Below are 17,981 nucleotides of genomic sequence, written 5' to 3' on the forward strand. Positions count from 1 at the left end.
GAGGGGCGAAAGGGGGAGGTTCACAGCGCCAGACGGCCGGCGTAGCCGGTCATCTCCAGGTAGCCCAGGCCGGTGCGGGTGCCGGCGGCGTTCCGCAGCTCGCTCAGGCCTTCCCAGTAGACGGTGCCGGTGCTGCCGCGGCTGTCGAGCTCCTGCGCGTCGAGCAGCGAGCGCACCGTCCAGCGCCCGGCGGGCGTCTCGACCTGCCACTCGACCGGATAGCGCGCGCCGGTGGCCGCGCTGGTCCAGGTCCGCAGCGGGCTGAAGCGGACCTCGTCGGGCGCAAAGGCCCGCGCACGCGTCTCGCCGGCCGCCCGCCAGGAGCCGCCGGCCCACAGCGCGCTGCCGTCGGCACGGCGCAGCCGGAAGGCGGTCAGCGCGCCGCCGTCGTCCAGGTTCATGCCGATCCAGTCCCAGCCGACCGCCTCGGGGTGGAGCAGCGTCTCGCTCCATTCGTGGTCGAGCCAGCCGCGTCCGGCCAGCGCCCGCGCCGGCCCCGGGCCGTCGGGCTGCCAGCGCGCCTCGACCGCGAGCTGCGGCTGGCTGTAGTAGTGGCTGGCCTGGGACGGATCCGGTCCCTTGCGCGAGAAGCCGTCCTGGCCCTGCGCCAGCAGCGGCTGCGTCGTGTGCAGCACCAGCTCCAGCGTGCCGCCGAGCGCGCTGGAGCCGACGCGGGCGCGGTAGCGGCTGCGTGCGCTGCCGTCGGCGGCGACGTCGGCCGCCTCGCGCAGGATCTGCCAGTCGCCGATCCAGGCCCGGGTGTCGCCCGTCCGGCTGCCGGCGCGGCCGAAGCCCTCGCGGGCGAGGCGCTGGTCATGGCGCTGGCGCCGCTCGCCCAGGTCGCTCAGCGCGGCGTGCGCAAAGATCAGCTGCCGCGCGGCGAAGGCGCTGTCGATGTCCTCGCCCAGTCCGGTGCGCGAGCGGAAGAAGGTCACCTGGAAGCCGTGCGTCGGCTCGCGCGGACGGGCCGGATCGGCCAGCCAGCCGGTGGCGTACCACCATTCGGTGCGGGTGTCGGGATGGGCGCCGAAGTCGGTCGGGAAGACCAGCGCGCGCGGGCGCACGCCCGTGGCGGCCGTCGCCGCGACGGCCGGCAGCGGCGCGGCCAGCGCGGCGGCGCGCAGCAGCGCGCGGCGTGAAAGCGGCAGTCGTGGCCGCGGGATCGATGTCACCAGTCCTCCTTGACGGCCAGCGCCATCTCGCGCGACGCGGCGGCCCGGCCGGCGATCCACGCCGTCAGCGTGCCGGCGACCAGCACCGCCACCGCCAGCGCGGCCAGCCGGCCCCAGGGCAGGGCCATGTCCATCGTCCAGTGGAAGCTCTGCGGATTGACCACGTGCACCAGCACCACGCTGACCGCCAGCCCGAGCGCCAGCCCGAGCAGCGCGCCGAAGCCGGTCCACACCGCGCCCTCGGCGCAGACCAGCGCCAGCACCTGGCGGCGGTCCATGCCCAGGTGCTGCAGCGCGCCGAACTCGCGCCGGCGCGCCAGCACCTGCGACGAGAAGCTCGCCGCGATGCCGAACAGGCCGATGACGATCGCCACCGCCTGCAGCCAGTAGGTCACCGCGAAGCTGCGGTCGAAGATCGCCAGCGAGGTGGCGCGGATCTCGGCCGGCGTGGCGATCTCGAGCAGCGCCGCGTCGGCCGTCAGCGCGCGCAGGCCGCGGCGCACCGCGTCGAGATCGGCGCCGGGCGCCAGCCACAGCGCCAGGTCGTTGATGCGCTCGTCGCCGCTCAGGCGCTGCCAGGCCGCGCGGTCGATCGCCAGCGAACCCTGCTGGCGGGCGTAGTCGCGCCAGACGCCGCGCACCCGCATCTCGACGCGGCGGCCGTCGGGCAGCGGCAGCGCGACCCGGCGGCCCGGGCTCAGGCCGTAGAGCGCGACCGCGCCCTCGCTGGCCCACAGCTCCGGCAGGCCGTCGCTGCCCGCCTCGACCGGCTCGCCCACCAGCGGCAGCGTGCGCCGCGCGTCGCCCAGCTCGCGTGCGATCAGCGCCAGCGGCGCGCGCGCCGGGTCCAGCTCGATCGGCACCACCCGCTGCGCCTGCACCCGCGCCACGCCGGGCAGCGCGGCGGCCGCGCGCAGGAAGGCCGGCTCGAGGTAGGCGCCGTCGGCCTGGGCCGCGGTCGCGGCGGTGCGGGCATAGAGATCGGCCGGCAGCACCTCCTCGAGCCAGCCGGTCACCGAGTCGCGGAAGCTCGCCACCATCACCGTCAGCGCCACCGACAGCGCCAGGCTGGCGACCACGCCGGCGACGGTGATCGCGGCGCTGTCGCGCTGGTCGCGGGCTCGCTCGACCGCCAGCAGCAGCACCGGCTGGCGCGGCCCGGCACGCCGGCCCAGCACCGCGCCCACCAGCAGCGGCACCGTCGCGATGCCGCCCACCAGCAGCAGCGCCACTGCCGCGTAGGCGCCCAGCGGCAACTCGCGCCAGGGCGGCGCGAAGGCCAGCGCCACGCCCAGCACCAGCAGCAGCGGCCCCAGCCAGGGCCGGCGCGGGCTCAGGTCCTCGCCGCCCAGGCCCTTGAGGCTCTGCGCCGGCGCCAGCCGCGCCGCCCGCTGCGCCGGCTGCCAGCCGCCGGCCAGCGCCGCCAGCAGGCCCAGGCCGCCGTAGACCCACGCCGCCGTGTCCGACCACTGCAGCGCCGGCGCGCTGCCGCCGAGCAGGCCGCTGCCCAGATCGCCGCCGAGCACCCGCAGCGCCAGCAGCGCCAGGCCGGTGCCCAGCGCCAGGCCGGCCGCCGCCCCCGCCAGGCCCAGCAGCGCCGACTCCAGCAGCACCAGCGCCAGCCGCTCGCGCCCGGTCATGCCCAGCACGCCCAGCAGCGCCAGCTGCGGCACCCGCTTGGCCACCGCCTGCGACTGCACCGAGAACACCAGGAAGGCGCCGGTGAACAGCGCCACCAGCGCCAGCACCGTCAGGTTGACCCGGTAGGCCTGCGACAGGTTGGAGACGCGCTGCGCCGCCTCGTCCGGCGCGGCCGCGCGCACGCCCGGCCCGAGCACGGCCAGCAGGCCGGCGCGGTCCGCCCCGGGCGCCAGGCGCAGGTCGATGCGGCTGATGCGCCCGGGCCGGCCGAAGAAGGCCTGCGCGCCGGCGATGTCGATCACCGCCAGCGGCGCCGCCTCGGCCGCGACCGTGCCGCCGACCGTCAGCGCGACGATGCGGTTGCCCGACTGCAGCCGCAGCCGCCCGCCCGCCGGCACGCCCAGCAGCTGCTGCGCGGCCGGGTTCAGGAAGACCTGCCGCGGATCGAGGCCGGCCAGACGCAGGTCCGCGCCGCGGGCCGGATCCGGCCGCGGCAGCAGCGCCGGCGCCAGCGTCGCGGCCACCAGCAGGTCCTGGCCGATCAGCTTCAGCGCGCGCTTGCGCCCGCTCGCGTCGATCGCCACGGTGTCGATCTCGATCACCGGGCTGGCCTGGGCCACCGCCGCCAGCGCGGCGACCCGCGTGTACAGCGCCTCGTCGAGGTCGCGGCCGCCGGCCGCACGCAGCTCCAGGTCGGGCTGGCCGTTGACGGTGCGCACCGCCTGGCCGAACTCGGCCAGCGCCGAGGCGTTGATCAGGTGCACCGCGAAGGCCAGCGCCACGCCCAGCGCCACCGCCAGCAGCGCCACGGCGATGCGTCCCGGGTGGTGGCGGGCCTCCTGCGCCGCCAGCGTCAGAAGGTGGCGTGCACGCATGAGGTCTGCATCATTGCAACGGTGCGGTACCGTTTGTGTGCAAATTTGAGCGCACAATGAACGCCGGTTTCCGCCATCCGTTCCAGAACATGAACGATCAGCCGTCCGACCCTGCCTCCCGTCCCGCGCCGGCGCCCTCCGAGGCCTTCGCGGAGATGGCCGCCCTGCCGCCCGGGCTGGCGAGGCTGGCGGTCTGGGTCGAGTCGGTCGGTCTGCGCCAGGCCACGGTGCTGATGGTCGGAGCGAGCGTGGCCGCCTCGGTGCTGCTCGACGTGCTGTGGCATGTGCTGGCCGGCTGGACGCTGTCGACGCGCTCGCTGCTGCTGGCGGCGCTGCTGCCGGTGCCGATCGCCGGTCTGGGGGCCGGCGTGATGCTGCGGCTGGTGCTCGCGCTCGAGCTGGCGCTGCGCCGGGTCGAGGACATGGCGCTGACCGACGCGCTGACCGGCGTGCGCAACCGGCGCTGGTTCATGGAGCAGGCCGCGCTGGAGTTCGAGCGCGCGACCCGCCACGGCCGGCCGCTGGCGATGGTGCTGATCGACGTCGACCATTTCAAGCGCGTCAACGACGACCACGGCCACCAGGCCGGCGACCGGCTGCTGGTCGAGATCGCGCAGACCTGCGCGATGACGCTGCGCCGCACCGACCTGCTGGCGCGCTTCGGCGGCGAGGAGTTCATCGTGCTGCTGCCCGAGACCGGCCAGCGCGAGGCGATCCGGCTGGCCGAGCGCATGCGCCAGGCGGTGCAGGCCGGGCTGCGCGATCCGCAGCATCCGCTGCAGGTGCCGGTGACCATCAGCCTCGGGGTGGTGGCGATGAGCGCGGCCACGCCGACGCTGGACGCGCTGATCCGCGCCGCCGACCAGGCGCTGTACGACGCCAAGCGCGCCGGCCGCGACCGGGTGCACACGCTGCCGCTGTCGCTGGGCGTCTGAGCGCCGGTTCATCGCAGCGCCTCGATGCCGTCGGCGCGCAGCCGCAGCGTGCGGTCGGCCTGCGCGGCGGCGCTCTCCGAGTGGGTGACGATCAGGCAGCCGGCGCGGTGGCGCCGTGCCTGGCCGACCAGCAGGTCGAGCACCCGCTGCGCGGTGCGCGGGTCGAGGTTGCCGGTGGGCTCGTCGGCGAGGATCAGCGCCGGGCGGTGCACCAGCGCGCGCGCGATCGCCACGCGCTGGAGCTGGCCGCCGGAGAGCTCGCGCGGGCGCCGCGGGCCCAGCCCGGCCAGATCGACCTCGGCGAGCAGCTCGGCCACGCGGGCGTCGATGCGCGCTTTCTCGCGCCAGCCCAGCAGCAGCAGCGGCAGCGCGACGTTGTCGGCCACGCTCAGGTGCGGCAGTACATGGAAGGCCTGGAAGACGAAGCCCAGCGCCTCGCGGCGCAGCAGCGCGGCGGCGTGATCGTCGAGCGACTGCACCTCGCGGCCGGCGATCTCGACCAGGCCGCGGTCGGCGCGGTCCAGCCCGGCGATGCAGTTCAGCAGCGTGGACTTGCCCACGCCGGAGTCGCCCACCAGCGCCACCACCTCGCCGGGCGCCATCTCCAGGCTGACCGCCTCGAAGACCGGCGTGTCGCGGTAGGCCTTGCCCAGGTCCTGCAGGCGCAGCAGCGGTGCCGGCGTCATCGCGCATGCGCCTCCAGCAGCGGCAGGCCGCGCGCCAGCACCGCGCCGACCGGGTCGGGCCCGTCGGCGGCGATGACTTCGCGCTGCGGCATGCCGCGCAGCCAGGTGAGCTGGCGCTTGGCGAGCTGACGCGTCGCGGCGATGCCGCGCTCGGCCAGCTCGTCGGCCGGCCACAGGCCGTCGAGCGCTTCCCAGGCCTGGCGGTAGCCGACGCAGCGCATCGACGGCAGGCCGGGGTCGAGGTCGCCGCGCGCGCGCAGCCGCTCGACTTCCGCAATGAAGCCCTCGGCCAGCATCGCCTCGAAGCGCTGCGCGATGCGCGCGTGCAGCCAGGCGCGGTCCTGCGGCTCCAGCGACAGCAGCCGGAACTCGTCGGGCCGGGCGGCCTCGGCCACCCGCGCGCGGTCGAAGCGGCCGGTGTGCCAGGCCGACAGCGGCTGGCCGCTCAGGCGCCAGACCTCCAGCGCGCGCTGGATGCGCTGCGCGTCGTTCGGGGCCAGCCGCGCGGCGGTGACCGGGTCGATGCGCGCCAGCTCCGCGTGCATCGCCGGCCAGCCGATCTGCGCAGCCTGCGCATCGAGCTCGGCGCGCAGCACGGCGTTGGCCGGCGGCAGCGTGTCCAGGCCGTCGAACAGCGCCTTCAGATAGAGCATCGTGCCGCCGGCGAGCACCGGCTCGGCGCCGCGTGCGCGGATCTCGCCGATCAGCCGGCGCGTGTCGGCGACGAACTCGGCGGCCGAGTAGGCGGCGGTCGGCTCGATCAGGTCGATCAGATGGTGCGGCGCCTCGGCCCGCTCGGCCGGCGTGGGCTTGGCGGTGCCGATGTCCATGCCGCGGTAGACCAGCGCCGAGTCGACACTGATGATCTCCACCGGCGGCAGGCCGCGCGCCCGCGCCGCGCGCGCCAGCGCCAGCGCCGCGCCGGTCTTGCCCGAGGCGGTGGGGCCGGCGACCACCAGCACCGGGGCGGCGCTCATGCGTGCTTCTCCGCCGGCAGGCCGTGGCGCTGCACCGCGGTCCAGCCGATCAGCGCCACCGCCACCGAGGCCGCGCCCACGCCGCAGGCCAGCGGCCGGGTCGTGCCGTCCATCGCGCCCCCGAGCCACTGGCCGAGCAGGAAGGCGGTGGCCGCCAGGATGAAGCCCGACAGCGCCGAGGCCATGCCGGCCTGCTGCGGGAAGGGGCCGACCACGCCGGCCTGCCCGCAGGGCTGGTGCGTGCCGTGGCCGAAGGCATAGGCCAGCTGCGGCAGCAGCACCGCCCAGACCGTCTGCACGCCGGCCAGCGCCAGCGCGGCCATCGACAGGCCGCCGGCCAGCGTCACCAGCGCGGCGCGGCGCACCGCGCCGGTCGGGCCGTGGCGCACCAGCCAGCGCCGGCACACCACCGTGCCGGCCAGATAGGCCACCGAGCTGGTGCACAGCGCCAGGCCGTACTGGGTCGCGCTCAGGCCCAGCACCTGCATGTAGACGAAGGACGAGCCCGACAGGAAGAGGAACAGGCCGCCGTAGGTCGCCGCGGTCAGCCCGGACCAGCCGAGAAAGGTCGGATGACGCAGGATGCGCGCCCAGCCCTGCAGCAGCGGACCCGGCTGCAGCGCGCGTGGATTGCGCTCGCGGATCGTCTCGGGCAGGCGCAGCGCGACGAAGAGCAGCGCGCCCAGCACGATCAGCGCGATGGTCACGAAGCTGGCGCGCCAGCCGAACCAGCCGGTCACCAGACCGCCCAGCAGCGGGCTGGACAGCGCGATCAGGCCCAGGCCCGACATGCCCAGCGACATGATGCGCATGCCCTCGCTGGGCTGGTAGAGGTCGCGCACCATCGCGCGGGCCACCACCACCGCGCCCGACATCGCCGCGCCCTGCACGATGCGGGTGAGGATCAGCGCCTGGATGTCGGCCGCGGTGGCCGCCGCCAGGCTGGACAGCAGATAGGCCGACAGCGACACCAGCAGCACCCGCCGGCGGCCGAAGCGGTCGGCCACCGGCCCCCAGACCAGCTGGCCGAAGCCGAAGGCCAGCAGCAGCGCGGCCATGGTCTGCTGGGTGGCGGCCATCGAGGCGCCCAGCTCGGCCTTGATGCCGGGCAGCGCCGGCAGGTAGAGATCGGTCGACACCGGCTGCAGGCCCAGCAGCAGCGCCAGCGCGATGGCGATGACCAGGTCGGCCGGGCGGGCCACGGCGGTGGCGGCGGGGGCGGTGGCGCTCATGGGGCGATCTGCCGCTTCAGCCGCGGTCGGCGGTGGCGCGGCGGCGCACGCCGTCGAGGTAGGCGTGCGGGTCGGGCGGCTGGCCGCTGCGCTGCGAGGCCCAGATCATCTCGCCCAGGCACTCCATCACCTCGTGCTGCGCCGCGTGCAGGTCGCCGCGCTTCGCCGCCAGCAGCTCGACCGCCTGGCGGATGCCGCGCGGCTGGTCGATCGAGACCTGCTCGCTGATGCTCAGGTGCATCGACAGGTGCAGGAAGGGATTGGTGCGGCCGTCCTCGACCTGGTAGACGGCGGCCAGCGCGGCGGGCAGGTCGGCCAGATCGGCATGGTATTCGGGGTGGAGCTCGATCCACTGCGACGCGAGGGTCTCGATCGGCGAGAGCGGCCCGCCGGCGCGCGACTTGCGCCAGGCCTCGCAGAAGAATGTCCGGACGTCGTTCTGGCTGGGGGCAAACATCCGACAATTGTGGCCTTTTTCCACTGTCGCTGCCGGCTGCGGGCCGGACGGCCCCGCCATGACGACCTCTCCGGAAACGACCCCGCTCACCCCCGCTCAGCTCTTCTCGGCGGCGCGCACCCACAACGCCTGGCAGGACCGCCCGGTCGCGCCCGAGCTGCTGCGCGAGCTGCACGAGCGCCTGAAATGGGCGCCGACGGCGATGAACTGCGGCCCGCTGCGGGTGCGCTTCATCGTCTCGGCCGAGGCGCGTGCTGCGCTGCTGCCGCTGATGGCCGAGGGCAACCGTGCCAAGACCGCCACCGCGCCGGTGGTGGCGGTGCTGGGCGCCGACCTCGACTTTCCCGCGACGATGGGCCGGCTGGCGCCGCATGTGCCGGCCGCCGCCTTCGAGGGCCAGCCGGCCAAGGTCGAGCACATGGCGCGCTTCAACGCCACGCTGCAGACCGGCTACTTCATCCTGGCGGCGCGCTCGCTGGGCCTGGACTGCGGCCCGATGGCCGGCTTCGACGCCGCCGGCGTGGACGCCGCCTTCTGGGGCGGCACCGCGGTGAAGACGCTGCTGGTGTGCAACCTCGGCCACGGCGATCCCGCCGGCCTGCGCCCGCGCGCCGCGCGCCTGGACTTCGACGACGCCTGCCGCATCCTGTGATCACCGATCCGGCGTTCTACGCCGTCGCGGTGCCGGCCGCGCTGCTGGTGGGCATCTCCAAGTCCGGCTTCGCCTCCGGGATCGGCGCGCTGGCCACGCCGCTGCTGGCGATGAGCGTGACCGTGCCGCAGGCTGCCGCGCTGGTGCTGCCGCTGCTGTGCCTGTCCGACGTCATGGGCCTGGTGACGCTGCGCCGCCATGCGGACTGGACGGTGCTGCGCCAGCTGCTGCCCGCCGGCCTGATCGGCATCGTGCTGGGCTGGATCGGCTTCGGCGTGCTGTCGCCGCACCTGGTGGGCGGGCTGACCGGCCTGGTGACGCTGATCTTCCTGGCCTGGAACCTGAAGTTCCCGCCGCAGGCCGATGCCGCGCCGCCCGGCGCGGCGGCCAGCGGCGCGCTGGCGCTGACCTCCGGCTTCACCAGCTTCATCGCGCACAGCGGCGGCCCGCCGATCGTGATGGCGCTGCTGCCGCGCCACATGGCGCCGCTGGCCTATGCCGGCACCTCGGCGGTGTTCTTCGCCGCGATCAACGCCGCCAAGTGGGTGCCCTACGGCCTGCTGGGCCTGCTCGACTGGGGGCAGCTCGCCACCTCGGCGGCGCTGATGCCGGTGGCTGCCGCCGGCGTGCTGCTCGGCATCCAGGCGACGAAGCATGTCTCGCCGCGCTGGTTCTACCGCCTGGTGCAGTGGGGCATGTTCCTGACCGGGGTCAAGCTGCTGTGGGATGCGCTGAAGTGAGCCGGGCGCCGCTCAAGCCTGCGGTCAGCGAGCCGGCCTAGCATCGTCGCCCCCGATGCCTGTGCATCCGTCCTTTCAGGACTTCTCTGGAGATCGTCCCGCATGAATGCCCCGGCCCTGGTCCCGGCCCCGTCCGCCGTCCGCCTCGAACCCCACGCCACGCTGTCCGGCGTGGCGGTGCTCACGCTGTCCAACCCGGGCAAGCTCAATGCCGTCAGCGTCGCGATGTGGCGCGAGCTGCGCCAGATCTTCGACGGCCTGGACGCGCGCGAGCCGGACCTGCGCTGCGTGATCGTGCGCGGCGAGGGCGGCACCTTCGTCTCCGGCGGCGACATCGAGGAGTTTCCGGCCTTCCGCTTCGAGCCGGACACGGTGCGCGACTTCCACGAGAACATCGTCGCGCCGGCGCTCGACGCGATGTACCGCTGCGACATCCCGCTGGTGGCGCAGATCGAGCGCGCCTGCGTCGGCGGCGGGCTGGAGATCGCCTGCCAGTGCGACATCCGCATCGCCGGACGCTCGAGCCGCTTCGGCGCGCCGATCGCCCGGCTGGGCTTCCCGATGGCGATCGACGAGCTCGCCGGCGTGGCGCGGGTGGCCGGGCTGGCCACCGCCGCCGAGATCCTGCTGGAGGCGCGGCTGCTCGAGGCCGAGGTCGCGCTGCAGCGCGGCCTGGTGCAGCGGGTCGTGCCCGACGAGGAGGTCGCGCAGGAGGCCGAGGCCACCGCGCGGCGCATCGCCGCCGGCGCGCCGCGCGCCGCGCGCCTGAACAAGCAGGCGCTGCGTCTGGTCGCGCCGCAGTTCGCGTTCTCCGAGGCCCAGCGCCAGCAGCTCGCCGCCTACGCCAGCGGTCCCGATCACCGCGAAGGCATCACCGCCTTCATCGAGAAGCGCGCCCCGAAGTTCACCGGCGCCTGATTCGCCGGCGCCCGAGTCCGTCCAGCCCTTCCGTCATCCCCGCGCAGGCGGGGATCCACGCCCGCCGCCCATGAGCCCCGCCGCCAACTCCAACCTCTTCGCCGCCCTGCGCGCCGCCTTTCCCGCCGACCTCGACGCGATCGCGATCGAGACCGACAGCGGGCTGGACTACTCCTGGCGCGACCTCGACCGCGCCACCGCGATGCTGGCCAACCTGCTGCAGTCGCTGGAGATCCCGGCCGGCAGCCGGGTGGCGGCGCACACCGAGAAGTCGGTCGAGGCGCTGATGCTGTATCTGGCGACGCTGCGCGCGGGGCTGGTCTACCTGCCGCTGAACACCGCCTACCAGGCCGCCGAGCTGGACTATTTTCTGGGCAACGCCGAGCCGGCGGTGGTGGTCTGCGCCGGCAAAAACTTCCCGTGGATCAGCCAGCTCGCCTTCCAGAAGGGCGTGGCGCATGTCTTCACGCTGAACGACGACCGCACCGGCACGCTGCTCGACCGCGCCGCGCATTTCCCCGACACGCACGAGATCGCGCCGAAGGCGGCCGGCGATCTGGCCGCGATCCTCTACACCTCCGGCACCACCGGCCGCAGCAAGGGCGCGATGCTGAGCCACGGCAATCTGCTGTCGAACGCGCAGGTGCTGAAGGACTTCTGGGACTGGCGCGAAGGCGACGTGCTGATCCACGCGCTGCCGATCTTCCACGTCCACGGCCTGTTCGTCGCCAGCCACGGCGCGCTGCTGAACGGCTCGAAGATGCTGTGGCTGGCGAAGTTCGACCCCAAGGCGGTGGTCGAGCGCCTGCCGCGCGCCACCGTCTTCATGGGCGTGCCGACGCTCTACGTGCGGCTGCTGCAGGAGGCCGGGCTGACGCGCGAGGCCTGTGCGCAGATGCGCCTCTTCATTTCCGGCTCGGCGCCGCTGCTGATCGAGACCTTCCGCGATTGGCAGGCGCGCACCGGCCACACCATCCTGGAGCGCTACGGCATGAGCGAGACGATCATGCTGACGTCGAACCCCTGCCGCGCCGCCGACGGCGAGCCGGAACCGCGTCGCCTGGGGGGCACGGTCGGGCCGGCGCTGCCGGGCGTGGGCGTGCGCGTCGTCGATGACCAGGGCGCGGCGCTGCCCGTGGACGAGATCGGCAACGTGCAGGTGCGCGGGCCGAACGTCTTCGGCGGCTACTGGCGCATGCCGGAGAAGACGGCCGAGGAGTTCACCGCGGACGGCTGGTTCCGGACCGGCGACGTCGGCCGCTTCGACGCGCAGGGCTACCTGACCATCGTCGGCCGCAGCAAGGACCTGATCATCACCGGCGGCTACAACGTCTACCCGGCCGAGATCGAGGGCTGGCTGAACGACATGCCCGGTGTGGCCGAGTCGGCGGTGGTCGGCGTGCCGCACCCGGACTTCGGCGAGGGCGTGATCGCGCTGATCGTGCCCAAGGCGGGCGCCGTGCTCGACGCCGATGCGCTGGTGGCGCGGCTCAAGGCGCAGATCGCCGGCTACAAGGTGCCCAAGCGCGCCTTCGTGGTGACGGAGCTGCCGCGCAACGCGATGGGCAAGGTGCAGAAGAACCTGCTGCGCGATGCCCACCGCGCGCTGTTCACCGGCTGATTCACCGGCTGATTCACCGGCCGGGGGCGCCGGCGCGCAGGGCCCGCAGCAGCTTCTGGCCGGCGCGGCCGTCCGGATCGCTCTCGCCGAACAGGCGGCGGCGCTCGGCGCGGATCGCCGCACGGCTGCGCTCGCCGAGCTGGCCGTCGATCGCGCCGATGTCGTGGCCGCGCCCGGCCAGCAGCTGCTGCAGCTCGCGGCGCTCGGCGCGCGACAGGCCGGCGTCGTCGGTCGGCCACGGCGTCACGAAGGGCCCGCCGCCGCGCAGCCGGTCGGCCAGATGCGCGATCGCCAGCCCGTAGCTCTCGGCGGCGTTGTAGCTGTAGATCGCGTCGAAGTTCTTCGTCACGAGGAAGGCCGGGCCGCGTGCGCCGGCCGGCGTCATCAGGCCGGCGGGCGCATCGAGCTCGGGCAGCGGCGAGCCGTCGGCGCGGCGCAGGCCCAGGTCGCGCCAGCGCGCCATCGGCTGACGCACCTTGCGGCCCTGGCCCTCGGTGGAGAAGCCGGCCGGCAGCCGCACCTCGAAGCCCCAGGGCAGGCCGTCCTTCCAGCCGGCGCGGGTCAGGAAGTTCGCGGTCGAGGCCAGCGCGTCGGGCACGCTGTCGATCAGATCGCGGCGGCCGTCGCCGTCGAAGTCGACCGCCAGGCGCTCGTAGGTGGTCGGCATGAACTGGGTGTGGCCGAAGGCGCCGGCCCAGGAGCCGACCAGCCGCTCCGGCGCGACATCGCCGGCCTGCAGGATGCGCAGCGCCGCGAACAGCTCGCCGCGGAAGAAGGTCTGGCGCCGGCCCTGGCACGACAGCGTGCCCAGCGCCTGCACCAGCGGGTACTTGCCGAAGGTCTGGCCGAAGTTGCTCTCGACGCCCCAGACGGCGACCACGGTGGCCGGATCGACGCCGTGGCGCCGCGCCACCTGCGCCAGCACCGCGCCGTGCTGGCGCAGCATCGCCTGACCCTGCTCGATGCGCTCGTCGTCGACCAGCGCGGCCAGGTAGTCCCAGATCGGCGTGCGGAACTCGGGCTGCTGGTCGAGCTTGTCCAGCACGTCGGGCAGGGCAGCCAGCCCGGCGGTGTGGCGCCGCCAGGTCTCGGGCGTGACGCCGGCGGCGCGGGCGGCCGGCTGCAGCTCGGCGAAGCAGGTCTGCAGCGCGGCCTCGGGCGCGGCGTTCGGTGGCGTCTGGGCCGCCGCAGCCAGCGGCAGCAGCAGCACGGGCAGGGCGAGCAGGCGGGCGGCGGCGGTCATGGTGCTTCGGCTTCGGGCTCGTTCTCGGCGTGCCGCTCGGGCTCGGAGGTGTGCAGGATCTCGTCGAGCACGGAGGTGGCGTAGTTGCCGGCGGGCAGGCTGAAGCTCAGCACCAGCTGGTCGGCCTGCGGCCATTCCCAGGCCATGTCGGCCGGCAGCGCCACCAGGGCACGGCGCTCCTGGTCCAGCCCAGCGAATTCCATGCCGCTGCACAGCGTGGCGTGACGCTCGGCCACGCCGTTCTCCAGCACCTGCGCCTCGTCCGTGGTGCTCACGCGGCCACGGCCCCACAGCGGCCCGGTCGGGCGGCCGGCCTCGTCCATGACGTCGCCGGGCAGCGTCCGGCCCCACAGGCCCTGCGCGATGCGCTGCGCCAGCACCTCGTTGAAGACGAAGGAGCGCACCGCCGACAGGTAGATGCCCTTCTTCTTCGGGTTGCGCACGCGGATTTCGCGCGCCAGCATCGCGCGGCCCTGCTCGACGTTGCCGCCGTCGAAGCCGAAGCGCTGCGCGCCGAAGTAGTTGGGCACGCCCTGCGCGGCCACCGCCTTCAGGTTGGCCTCGATGGCCTCGCGCTCGCCCTGCACGTCGCGCAGAGTGATGCGGAAGCGGTTGCCCTGCAGATCGCCGGGGCGCAGCTTCTTCACATGGCGGCTCTGGGCCAGCACCTTGAATTCCGGGTGCTGGAGCTGGGTCAGGTCGGGCGTCTCGCCGGCCTTGCCGGTCGGCAGGTAGATGCTGAACCACTGGCGGGTGATCGCGTGGCGGTCCTTCAGGCCGGCGTAGCCGACGTCGCGCTCGGTCACGCCCGCGGCCGCGGCCAGCTGCTGCGCGACGAAGGCGGTGTTGGCGCCGTTCTTCTCGACGTCCAGCCAGAGGTGTTCGCCCGTGCCGCCCGGCAGCTGCAGCGGCAGCTCGGTGACGATGAAGTCCTCGTTGAGGGCTTTCAGCGTGGCGCGGGCGCCGCTGGCCGGATAGGCGTGGGGCCACGAGGGCAGGGTCGTGCAGGGAGCGTGGGTCATGGGCAGTCTGGCGGCTCCAGCTGTCGACCAAGGGCAGGCTGCCCGGCCGATCAGGGGCCATGCATGCGCCGATTCTGCCTGCATGGCCGGCGCGACCCTCACGCCCGGGAGGCGTCCGCTTCGTAGAGCTCGAGCGGCAGCCCGTCCGGATCGGCGAAGAAGGTGAAGCGGCGGCCGGTGTATTCATCGACGCGCACCGGCTCGACCTCGACCCCCTGCGACTCCAGCCAGGCCTTGGCCTGCGCCACGTCGTCGACGGCCAGCGCCAGGTGCCGCAGGCCCTGCGCCTCGGGGCGCGACGGGCGCGGCGGCGGGGACGGGAACGAGAACAGCTCGATCTGGCCGCCATCGGGCAGCGCCAGGTCGAGCTTGTGCGACTGGCGCTGCGCGCGGTAGTGCTCGGCGACCACGCGCAGGCCCAGCAGGTTCACGTAGAAGGCCTTCGATCGCTCGTAGTCCGAGCAGATGAGGGCGACATGGTGGATGCGACGCAGCTGGAGCATGGCGTTCGGTCGGTTCGGTCAGGTCAGGTCAGATCAGCGCGCGGCCAGGGCCGCCAGCAGCGACTGTGCCACCAGGTGCGACGACTGCGGGTTCTGCCCCGTGATCAGCTGACCGTCGCGGAGGGCGAACGGCTGCCAGTTGCCCGTGCCCTCGAAGCGGCCGCCCAGCTCGCGCAGGCGCGTCTCCAGCAGGAAGGGCACGACCTTTTCCAGGCCGACAGCCGTTTCCTCGGCGTCGGTGAACGAGTTGACGCGCAGGTCCTTCACGATGGAGTGCCCGTCGGGACGCCTGGCCGTGACGAGGCCGGCCGCGCCGTGGCAGACCGAGGCGATCAGCTTCCTGGCCGCGAAGGCGCGCTCGACGGCCCGCGTCACGCCCGCGTCGACCGGCAGGTCCCACATCGTGCCGTGGCCGCCGGGGAAGAACACGGCGTCGAACGCGGCGCCGTCGAACTCCGACGCCTTCGGCGTCGCGGCGATGCGCGCCTGCAGGAGGGTGTCGGCCAGGAAGCGCTCGACCACCGGGTCGTTCTGGCCGACGGGCTTGACGCTGCCCGGGTCGATGGGCGCGGGGCCGCCGGCCGGCGAGGCCAGCGTCACCTCGACGCCGGCGTCCGCCAGCGCGTAGTAGGGCACCGCCAGCTCCTCGGCCCACAGGCCGGTGGGCTGGCCGGTGTCGCCCATGCGGGCGTTGGAGGTGACGATCATCAGGATGCGCGAGGTCATGGAGTGTCCTTGGGGTGGGCCGCGCCACCGTGGCGCGATGGAGTCGACTCTATTGATTCGCCTGAATCTCATAAACTGGACTCGAGGAACTTCATTCATTACTGGCTTGAACAAATGGCGCGCACTTTCGACCCCGTGCAGCTGGGCAGCATCGAGCTGTTCTGCAAGGCAGCAGAACTCGGCAGCTTCACCGGCGCCGCCGAGGCGCTGGGCCTGACGCCGGCCTCGGTGAGCCGCTCCATCGGGCGGCTGGAGGCGCGCCTCGGCGTGCGTCTGTTCAACCGCACCACGCGCAGCGTGCGGCTCACGGCCGGCGGCGAGCTGTATCACGCGCAGTGCCAGCAGGCGCTGGAGCAGATCGCCGAGGCCGAGCGCGCGCTGACCGGCCAGCAGGCCGAGCCCCGGGGGCTGGTGCGGGTGAGCGTGGGCACCGTGTACGGTCACCACCGCGTGGTGCCGATGCTGCCGGGCTTCATGGCCGCCTATCCGGGCGTGGAGGTCGAGCTCAACGTCTCGAACCGCAACGTCGACTTCGTCGAGGACGGCTACGACCTGGCCATCCGCCTGGGCGAGCCGCGCGATTCACGCCTGGTGGCACGCAAGCTGGAGGACGCCAGCGTCGGCATCTTCGGCTCGCCGGCCTACCTGCGCCGACGCGGCCAGCCCGGCACGCTGGACGAGCTGCGCCAGCACGAGCTGATCCAGTTCGTGGTGCCCAGCACCGGCCGGCCGATGCCGTGGATCCTGCGCACGCCCGAGGGCGAGGACGTCGACTTCGGTTTCAGGAGCCGCCAGCGCGTGCACGAGGACGTGCTGGCCGGCGTCGGCTGGGCCGCGGCGGGCGGCGGTCTGTTCCAGATCTACCACTTCGTCGTGCGCGAGGCGGTGAAGACCGGCCAGCTCGTCGAGGTGATGCAGGGCCACGGCGGCCGGTCCCGGCCCTTCCATGTGCTCCATCCGCAGAACCGGCATCTGTCGGCGCGGGTGCGGGCGTTCGTGGATTACCTGGCGGAGGCGGCCGCGCCGTCGGCGCGCGAGGGCTGAGGGCCCCTGCGCAGCCCGAGGGGCGGCGCGGGCAGAGGAATCGACCCTCCGGAAACGACGAAGCCCCAGCAAGTGGGGCTTTCATGCGTCCTTGTCGTGCAAGGGGGAATCCTGGTCGGGGTGAGAGGATTCGAACCTCCGGCCTCTACGTCCCGAACGTAGCGCTCTACCAGGCTAAGCTACACCCCGAAATCGGCATCTGGCTGACAGGCGACACTGAAGAAGCTGGTCGGGGTGAGAGGATTCGAACCTCCGGCCTCTACGTCCCGAACGTAGCGCTCTACCAGGCTAAGCTACACCCCGTGGTGCTCTTCAGTCGTGAACTTGTCTGATTGCTCAGGAAGTTCTGTCAACCGCCAAGACTGTCAATCTTAGCAGCGCATCCTTGAATTGGGAAGGGGGGAGCGCAGAAATATGTTCGCGGGCGCGCTCGGCCTCGGCATGGGCGGCCTCGCGGGTCACGTCCAGCGCGCCGGTGCGCCGCACCACCGCGATGATCTCCTCGAGCCGCTCGACCTCGCCGTGCTCGATGGCGTGGCGGATCAGCTCGCGCTCCTCGGGCGTGCCGCGGCTCATCGCCGCCAGCAGCGGCAGCGTGGGCTTGCCCTCGCGCAGGTCGTCGCCGACGTTCTTGCCCAGCGCGGCGGTCGTGCCCTCGTAGTCGAGCAGGTCGTCGGCGATCTGGAAGGCGGTGCCCAGCGCCTGGCCGTAGGCGGCGCAGGCGGCCTCGAGCGCGGCATCGCTGCCCGAGAGCACCGCGCCGATGCGGGCGCTGGCCTCGAAGAGCTTGGCGGTCTTGTAGCGGATGACGCGCAGGTAGTCCTCGACCGAGATGTCGGGGTCGTGCATGTTCATCAGCTGCAGCACCTCGCCCTCGGCGATGACGTTGGTCGCGTCGGCGAGCACTTCCAGCACGCGCATGCGCTCGACCGAGACCATCATCTGGAAGGCGCGCGAATACAGGAAGTCGCCCACCAGCACGCTGGCGGCATTGCCGAACAGCGCGTTGGCGGTCTGGCGGCCGCGCCGCAGCGAGGACTCGTCGACGACGTCGTCATGCAGCAGCGTGGCGGTGTGGATGAACTCGACGGTGGCGGCCATCTCGAAGCGCTCCGGGCCTTCGAAGCCGAGCGCGCGCGAGAACAGCAGCACCAGCATCGGGCGCAGGCGCTTGCCGCCGGCGCTGACGATGTAGTGCGAGATCTGGTTGATCAGCACCACCTCGGAGGCGAGGCGGCGGTGGATCACGGCGTCAACCTGCGCCATCTCGCCAGCCATCAGCTCGGTGATGGCGGCCTGGGGGGTCGGGGTAGCGGTGGCGAGGCTCACGAGGGAGGACGTCTCAAAGTCGGGAGGGCACAATCCGTGGATTATAGGAAGCCCGCGGCCCCCGCCGGCCGGTGACGGTATCGCCGGACAGCCCGGCGACGCTGTCGCGTCGGTCAGAGCGTGTTCACGATCTCCTGAGGAGCAAGGCCAGAAAGGCGAGATGGACGAACTGCAGGCTGGTGTTGAGCCAGCGCTCGCAGTTCTTCCA

At 73.4% G+C, this 17,981-nt stretch carries 17 protein-coding genes, 2 tRNA genes and 1 pseudogene; 6 read left to right on the forward strand and 14 right to left on the reverse strand.

What is annotated here, in order from left to right; all coding sequences use genetic code 11:
• Positions 1-20: 20 nt before the first annotated feature.
• A complete protein-coding gene (locus HNQ01_RS12130) occupies positions 21-1,172 on the reverse strand; it encodes a lipocalin-like domain-containing protein (protein WP_353621691.1) in 1,152 nt (383 codons plus the stop codon).
• Positions 1,169-3,688 carry an FtsX-like permease family protein gene (locus HNQ01_RS12135; RefSeq protein ID WP_173805691.1) on the reverse strand — a complete coding sequence of 840 codons (2,520 nt, stop codon included), beginning with the start codon at positions 3,686-3,688 and terminating at the stop codon, positions 1,169-1,171. The genes HNQ01_RS12130 and HNQ01_RS12135 overlap by 4 nt, the downstream gene beginning before the upstream one ends.
• Positions 3,689-3,777: 89 nt before the next feature.
• Here HNQ01_RS12135 and HNQ01_RS12140 point away from each other — a divergent pair, with 89 nt between their 5' ends.
• Positions 3,778-4,623, forward strand: a complete 846-nt coding sequence (locus tag HNQ01_RS12140; protein ID WP_173805692.1) for a GGDEF domain-containing protein — start codon at positions 3,778-3,780, stop codon at positions 4,621-4,623.
• 8 nt (positions 4,624-4,631) lie between these two features.
• Here the strand turns inward: HNQ01_RS12140 and HNQ01_RS12145 are convergent, their stop codons facing one another.
• From HNQ01_RS12145 to HNQ01_RS12160, 4 genes are read right to left on the reverse strand one after another with little or no spacing between them, the layout of a single operon-like run.
• Complete coding sequence (locus tag HNQ01_RS12145) at positions 4,632-5,309, reverse strand: ABC transporter ATP-binding protein (RefSeq protein ID WP_173805693.1); 678 nt, start codon at positions 5,307-5,309, stop codon at positions 4,632-4,634.
• Entirely contained in the window at positions 5,306-6,286 is a 981-nt protein-coding gene (miaA, locus tag HNQ01_RS12150) for a tRNA (adenosine(37)-N6)-dimethylallyltransferase MiaA (RefSeq protein ID WP_173805694.1), read from the reverse strand. The genes HNQ01_RS12145 and miaA overlap by 4 nt, the downstream gene beginning before the upstream one ends.
• Entirely contained in the window at positions 6,283-7,518 is a 1,236-nt protein-coding gene (locus HNQ01_RS12155) for a multidrug effflux MFS transporter (protein WP_173805695.1), read from the reverse strand. Before HNQ01_RS12155 ends, miaA begins: the two co-directional genes overlap by 4 nt.
• A gap of 16 nt (positions 7,519-7,534) precedes the next feature.
• On the reverse strand, positions 7,535-7,975 hold the full coding sequence (locus HNQ01_RS12160) for a DUF1841 family protein (protein WP_173805696.1): 441 nt from the start codon (positions 7,973-7,975) through the stop codon (positions 7,535-7,537).
• A 58-nt stretch (positions 7,976-8,033) separates the two neighbouring features.
• On the opposite strand from HNQ01_RS12160, the gene HNQ01_RS12165 reads away from it, so the two are divergent.
• The 4 genes from HNQ01_RS12165 (at position 8,034) to HNQ01_RS12180 (ending at position 11,906) form a co-directional block, all read left to right on the forward strand.
• Positions 8,034-8,627, forward strand: coding sequence for a malonic semialdehyde reductase (locus tag HNQ01_RS12165; protein WP_173805697.1), 594 nt, complete (start codon positions 8,034-8,036; stop codon positions 8,625-8,627).
• Positions 8,624-9,367, forward strand: coding sequence for a sulfite exporter TauE/SafE family protein (locus tag HNQ01_RS12170; protein ID WP_353621692.1), 744 nt, complete (start codon positions 8,624-8,626; stop codon positions 9,365-9,367). The genes HNQ01_RS12165 and HNQ01_RS12170 overlap by 4 nt, the downstream gene beginning before the upstream one ends.
• A 102-nt stretch (positions 9,368-9,469) precedes the next feature.
• On the forward strand, positions 9,470-10,285 hold the full coding sequence (locus tag HNQ01_RS12175; protein ID WP_173805698.1) for an enoyl-CoA hydratase/isomerase family protein: 816 nt from the start codon (positions 9,470-9,472) through the stop codon (positions 10,283-10,285).
• 70 nt (positions 10,286-10,355) lie between these two features.
• Positions 10,356-11,906, forward strand: a complete 1,551-nt coding sequence (locus tag HNQ01_RS12180) for a malonate--CoA ligase (protein ID WP_173805699.1) — start codon at positions 10,356-10,358, stop codon at positions 11,904-11,906.
• Positions 11,907-11,919: 13 nt separating this feature from the next.
• On the opposite strand, the gene HNQ01_RS12185 is transcribed toward HNQ01_RS12180, so the two are convergent.
• The 4 genes from HNQ01_RS12185 to HNQ01_RS12200 form a co-directional block, all read right to left on the reverse strand.
• Positions 11,920-13,149, reverse strand: a complete 1,230-nt coding sequence (locus tag HNQ01_RS12185; protein ID WP_173805700.1) for a lytic murein transglycosylase — start codon at positions 13,147-13,149, stop codon at positions 11,920-11,922.
• Positions 13,146-14,171 (reverse strand): tRNA pseudouridine(13) synthase TruD, encoded by a 1,026-nt coding sequence (truD, locus tag HNQ01_RS12190; RefSeq protein WP_173805701.1) that lies wholly within the window; start codon positions 14,169-14,171, stop codon positions 13,146-13,148. The genes HNQ01_RS12185 and truD overlap by 4 nt, the downstream gene beginning before the upstream one ends.
• Positions 14,172-14,269: 98 nt before the next feature.
• Complete coding sequence (gene gloA2 / locus HNQ01_RS12195; protein WP_173805702.1) at positions 14,270-14,674, reverse strand: SMU1112c/YaeR family gloxylase I-like metalloprotein; 405 nt, start codon at positions 14,672-14,674, stop codon at positions 14,270-14,272.
• 33 nt (positions 14,675-14,707) lie between these two features.
• A complete protein-coding gene (locus HNQ01_RS12200) occupies positions 14,708-15,400 on the reverse strand; it encodes a type 1 glutamine amidotransferase domain-containing protein (RefSeq protein ID WP_173805703.1) in 693 nt (230 codons plus the stop codon).
• Positions 15,401-15,514: 114 nt separating this feature from the next.
• Here HNQ01_RS12200 and HNQ01_RS12205 point away from each other — a divergent pair, with 114 nt between their 5' ends.
• Positions 15,515-16,444, forward strand: a complete 930-nt coding sequence (locus tag HNQ01_RS12205; RefSeq protein ID WP_173805704.1) for a LysR family transcriptional regulator — start codon at positions 15,515-15,517, stop codon at positions 16,442-16,444.
• A 112-nt stretch (positions 16,445-16,556) separates the two neighbouring features.
• Here HNQ01_RS12205 and HNQ01_RS12210 read toward each other — a convergent pair.
• The 4 genes and pseudogenes from HNQ01_RS12210 to HNQ01_RS12225 form a co-directional block, all read right to left on the reverse strand.
• Positions 16,557-16,633, reverse strand: a tRNA-Pro gene (locus HNQ01_RS12210).
• 37 nt (positions 16,634-16,670) lie between these two features.
• A tRNA-Pro gene (locus HNQ01_RS12215) sits at positions 16,671-16,747 on the reverse strand.
• Positions 16,748-16,780: 33 nt separating this feature from the next.
• Complete coding sequence (ispB, locus tag HNQ01_RS12220) at positions 16,781-17,773, reverse strand: octaprenyl diphosphate synthase (protein WP_434801502.1); 993 nt, start codon at positions 17,771-17,773, stop codon at positions 16,781-16,783.
• A 124-nt stretch (positions 17,774-17,897) separates the two neighbouring features.
• Positions 17,898-17,981: pseudogene (locus HNQ01_RS12225) on the reverse strand (IS5/IS1182 family transposase); the annotation flags it as partial.

Origin of the sequence: Sphaerotilus uruguayifluvii (assembly GCF_013294065.1) — a bacterium.
GTDB classification, from domain to species: Bacteria; Pseudomonadota; Gammaproteobacteria; order Burkholderiales; family Burkholderiaceae_C; genus Sphaerotilus; species Sphaerotilus uruguayifluvii.

Excerpts from the sequence above, each read along its gene's own strand:
- HNQ01_RS12155 (WP_173805695.1), bottom strand. The coding sequence starts at position 7,518 with ATGAGCGCCACCGCCCCCGCCGCCACCGCCGTGGCCCGCCCGGCCGAC.
- HNQ01_RS12165 (WP_173805697.1), top strand. The coding sequence starts at position 8,034 with ATGACGACCTCTCCGGAAACGACCCCGCTCACCCCCGCTCAGCTCTTC.
- HNQ01_RS12145 (WP_173805693.1), bottom strand. The coding sequence starts at position 5,309 with ATGACGCCGGCACCGCTGCTGCGCCTGCAGGACCTGGGCAAGGCCTAC.
- gloA2 (WP_173805702.1), bottom strand. The coding sequence starts at position 14,674 with ATGCTCCAGCTGCGTCGCATCCACCATGTCGCCCTCATCTGCTCGGAC.
- HNQ01_RS12175 (WP_173805698.1), top strand. The coding sequence starts at position 9,470 with ATGAATGCCCCGGCCCTGGTCCCGGCCCCGTCCGCCGTCCGCCTCGAA.
- HNQ01_RS12160 (WP_173805696.1), bottom strand. The coding sequence starts at position 7,975 with ATGTTTGCCCCCAGCCAGAACGACGTCCGGACATTCTTCTGCGAGGCC.
- HNQ01_RS12180 (WP_173805699.1), top strand. The coding sequence starts at position 10,356 with ATGAGCCCCGCCGCCAACTCCAACCTCTTCGCCGCCCTGCGCGCCGCC.
- HNQ01_RS12185 (WP_173805700.1), bottom strand. The coding sequence starts at position 13,149 with ATGACCGCCGCCGCCCGCCTGCTCGCCCTGCCCGTGCTGCTGCTGCCG.
- truD (WP_173805701.1), bottom strand. The coding sequence starts at position 14,171 with ATGACCCACGCTCCCTGCACGACCCTGCCCTCGTGGCCCCACGCCTAT.
- HNQ01_RS12200 (WP_173805703.1), bottom strand. The coding sequence starts at position 15,400 with ATGACCTCGCGCATCCTGATGATCGTCACCTCCAACGCCCGCATGGGC.
- HNQ01_RS12135 (WP_173805691.1), bottom strand. The coding sequence starts at position 3,688 with ATGCGTGCACGCCACCTTCTGACGCTGGCGGCGCAGGAGGCCCGCCAC.
- miaA (WP_173805694.1), bottom strand. The coding sequence starts at position 6,286 with ATGAGCGCCGCCCCGGTGCTGGTGGTCGCCGGCCCCACCGCCTCGGGC.
- HNQ01_RS12140 (WP_173805692.1), top strand. The coding sequence starts at position 3,778 with ATGAACGATCAGCCGTCCGACCCTGCCTCCCGTCCCGCGCCGGCGCCC.
- HNQ01_RS12205 (WP_173805704.1), top strand. The coding sequence starts at position 15,515 with ATGGCGCGCACTTTCGACCCCGTGCAGCTGGGCAGCATCGAGCTGTTC.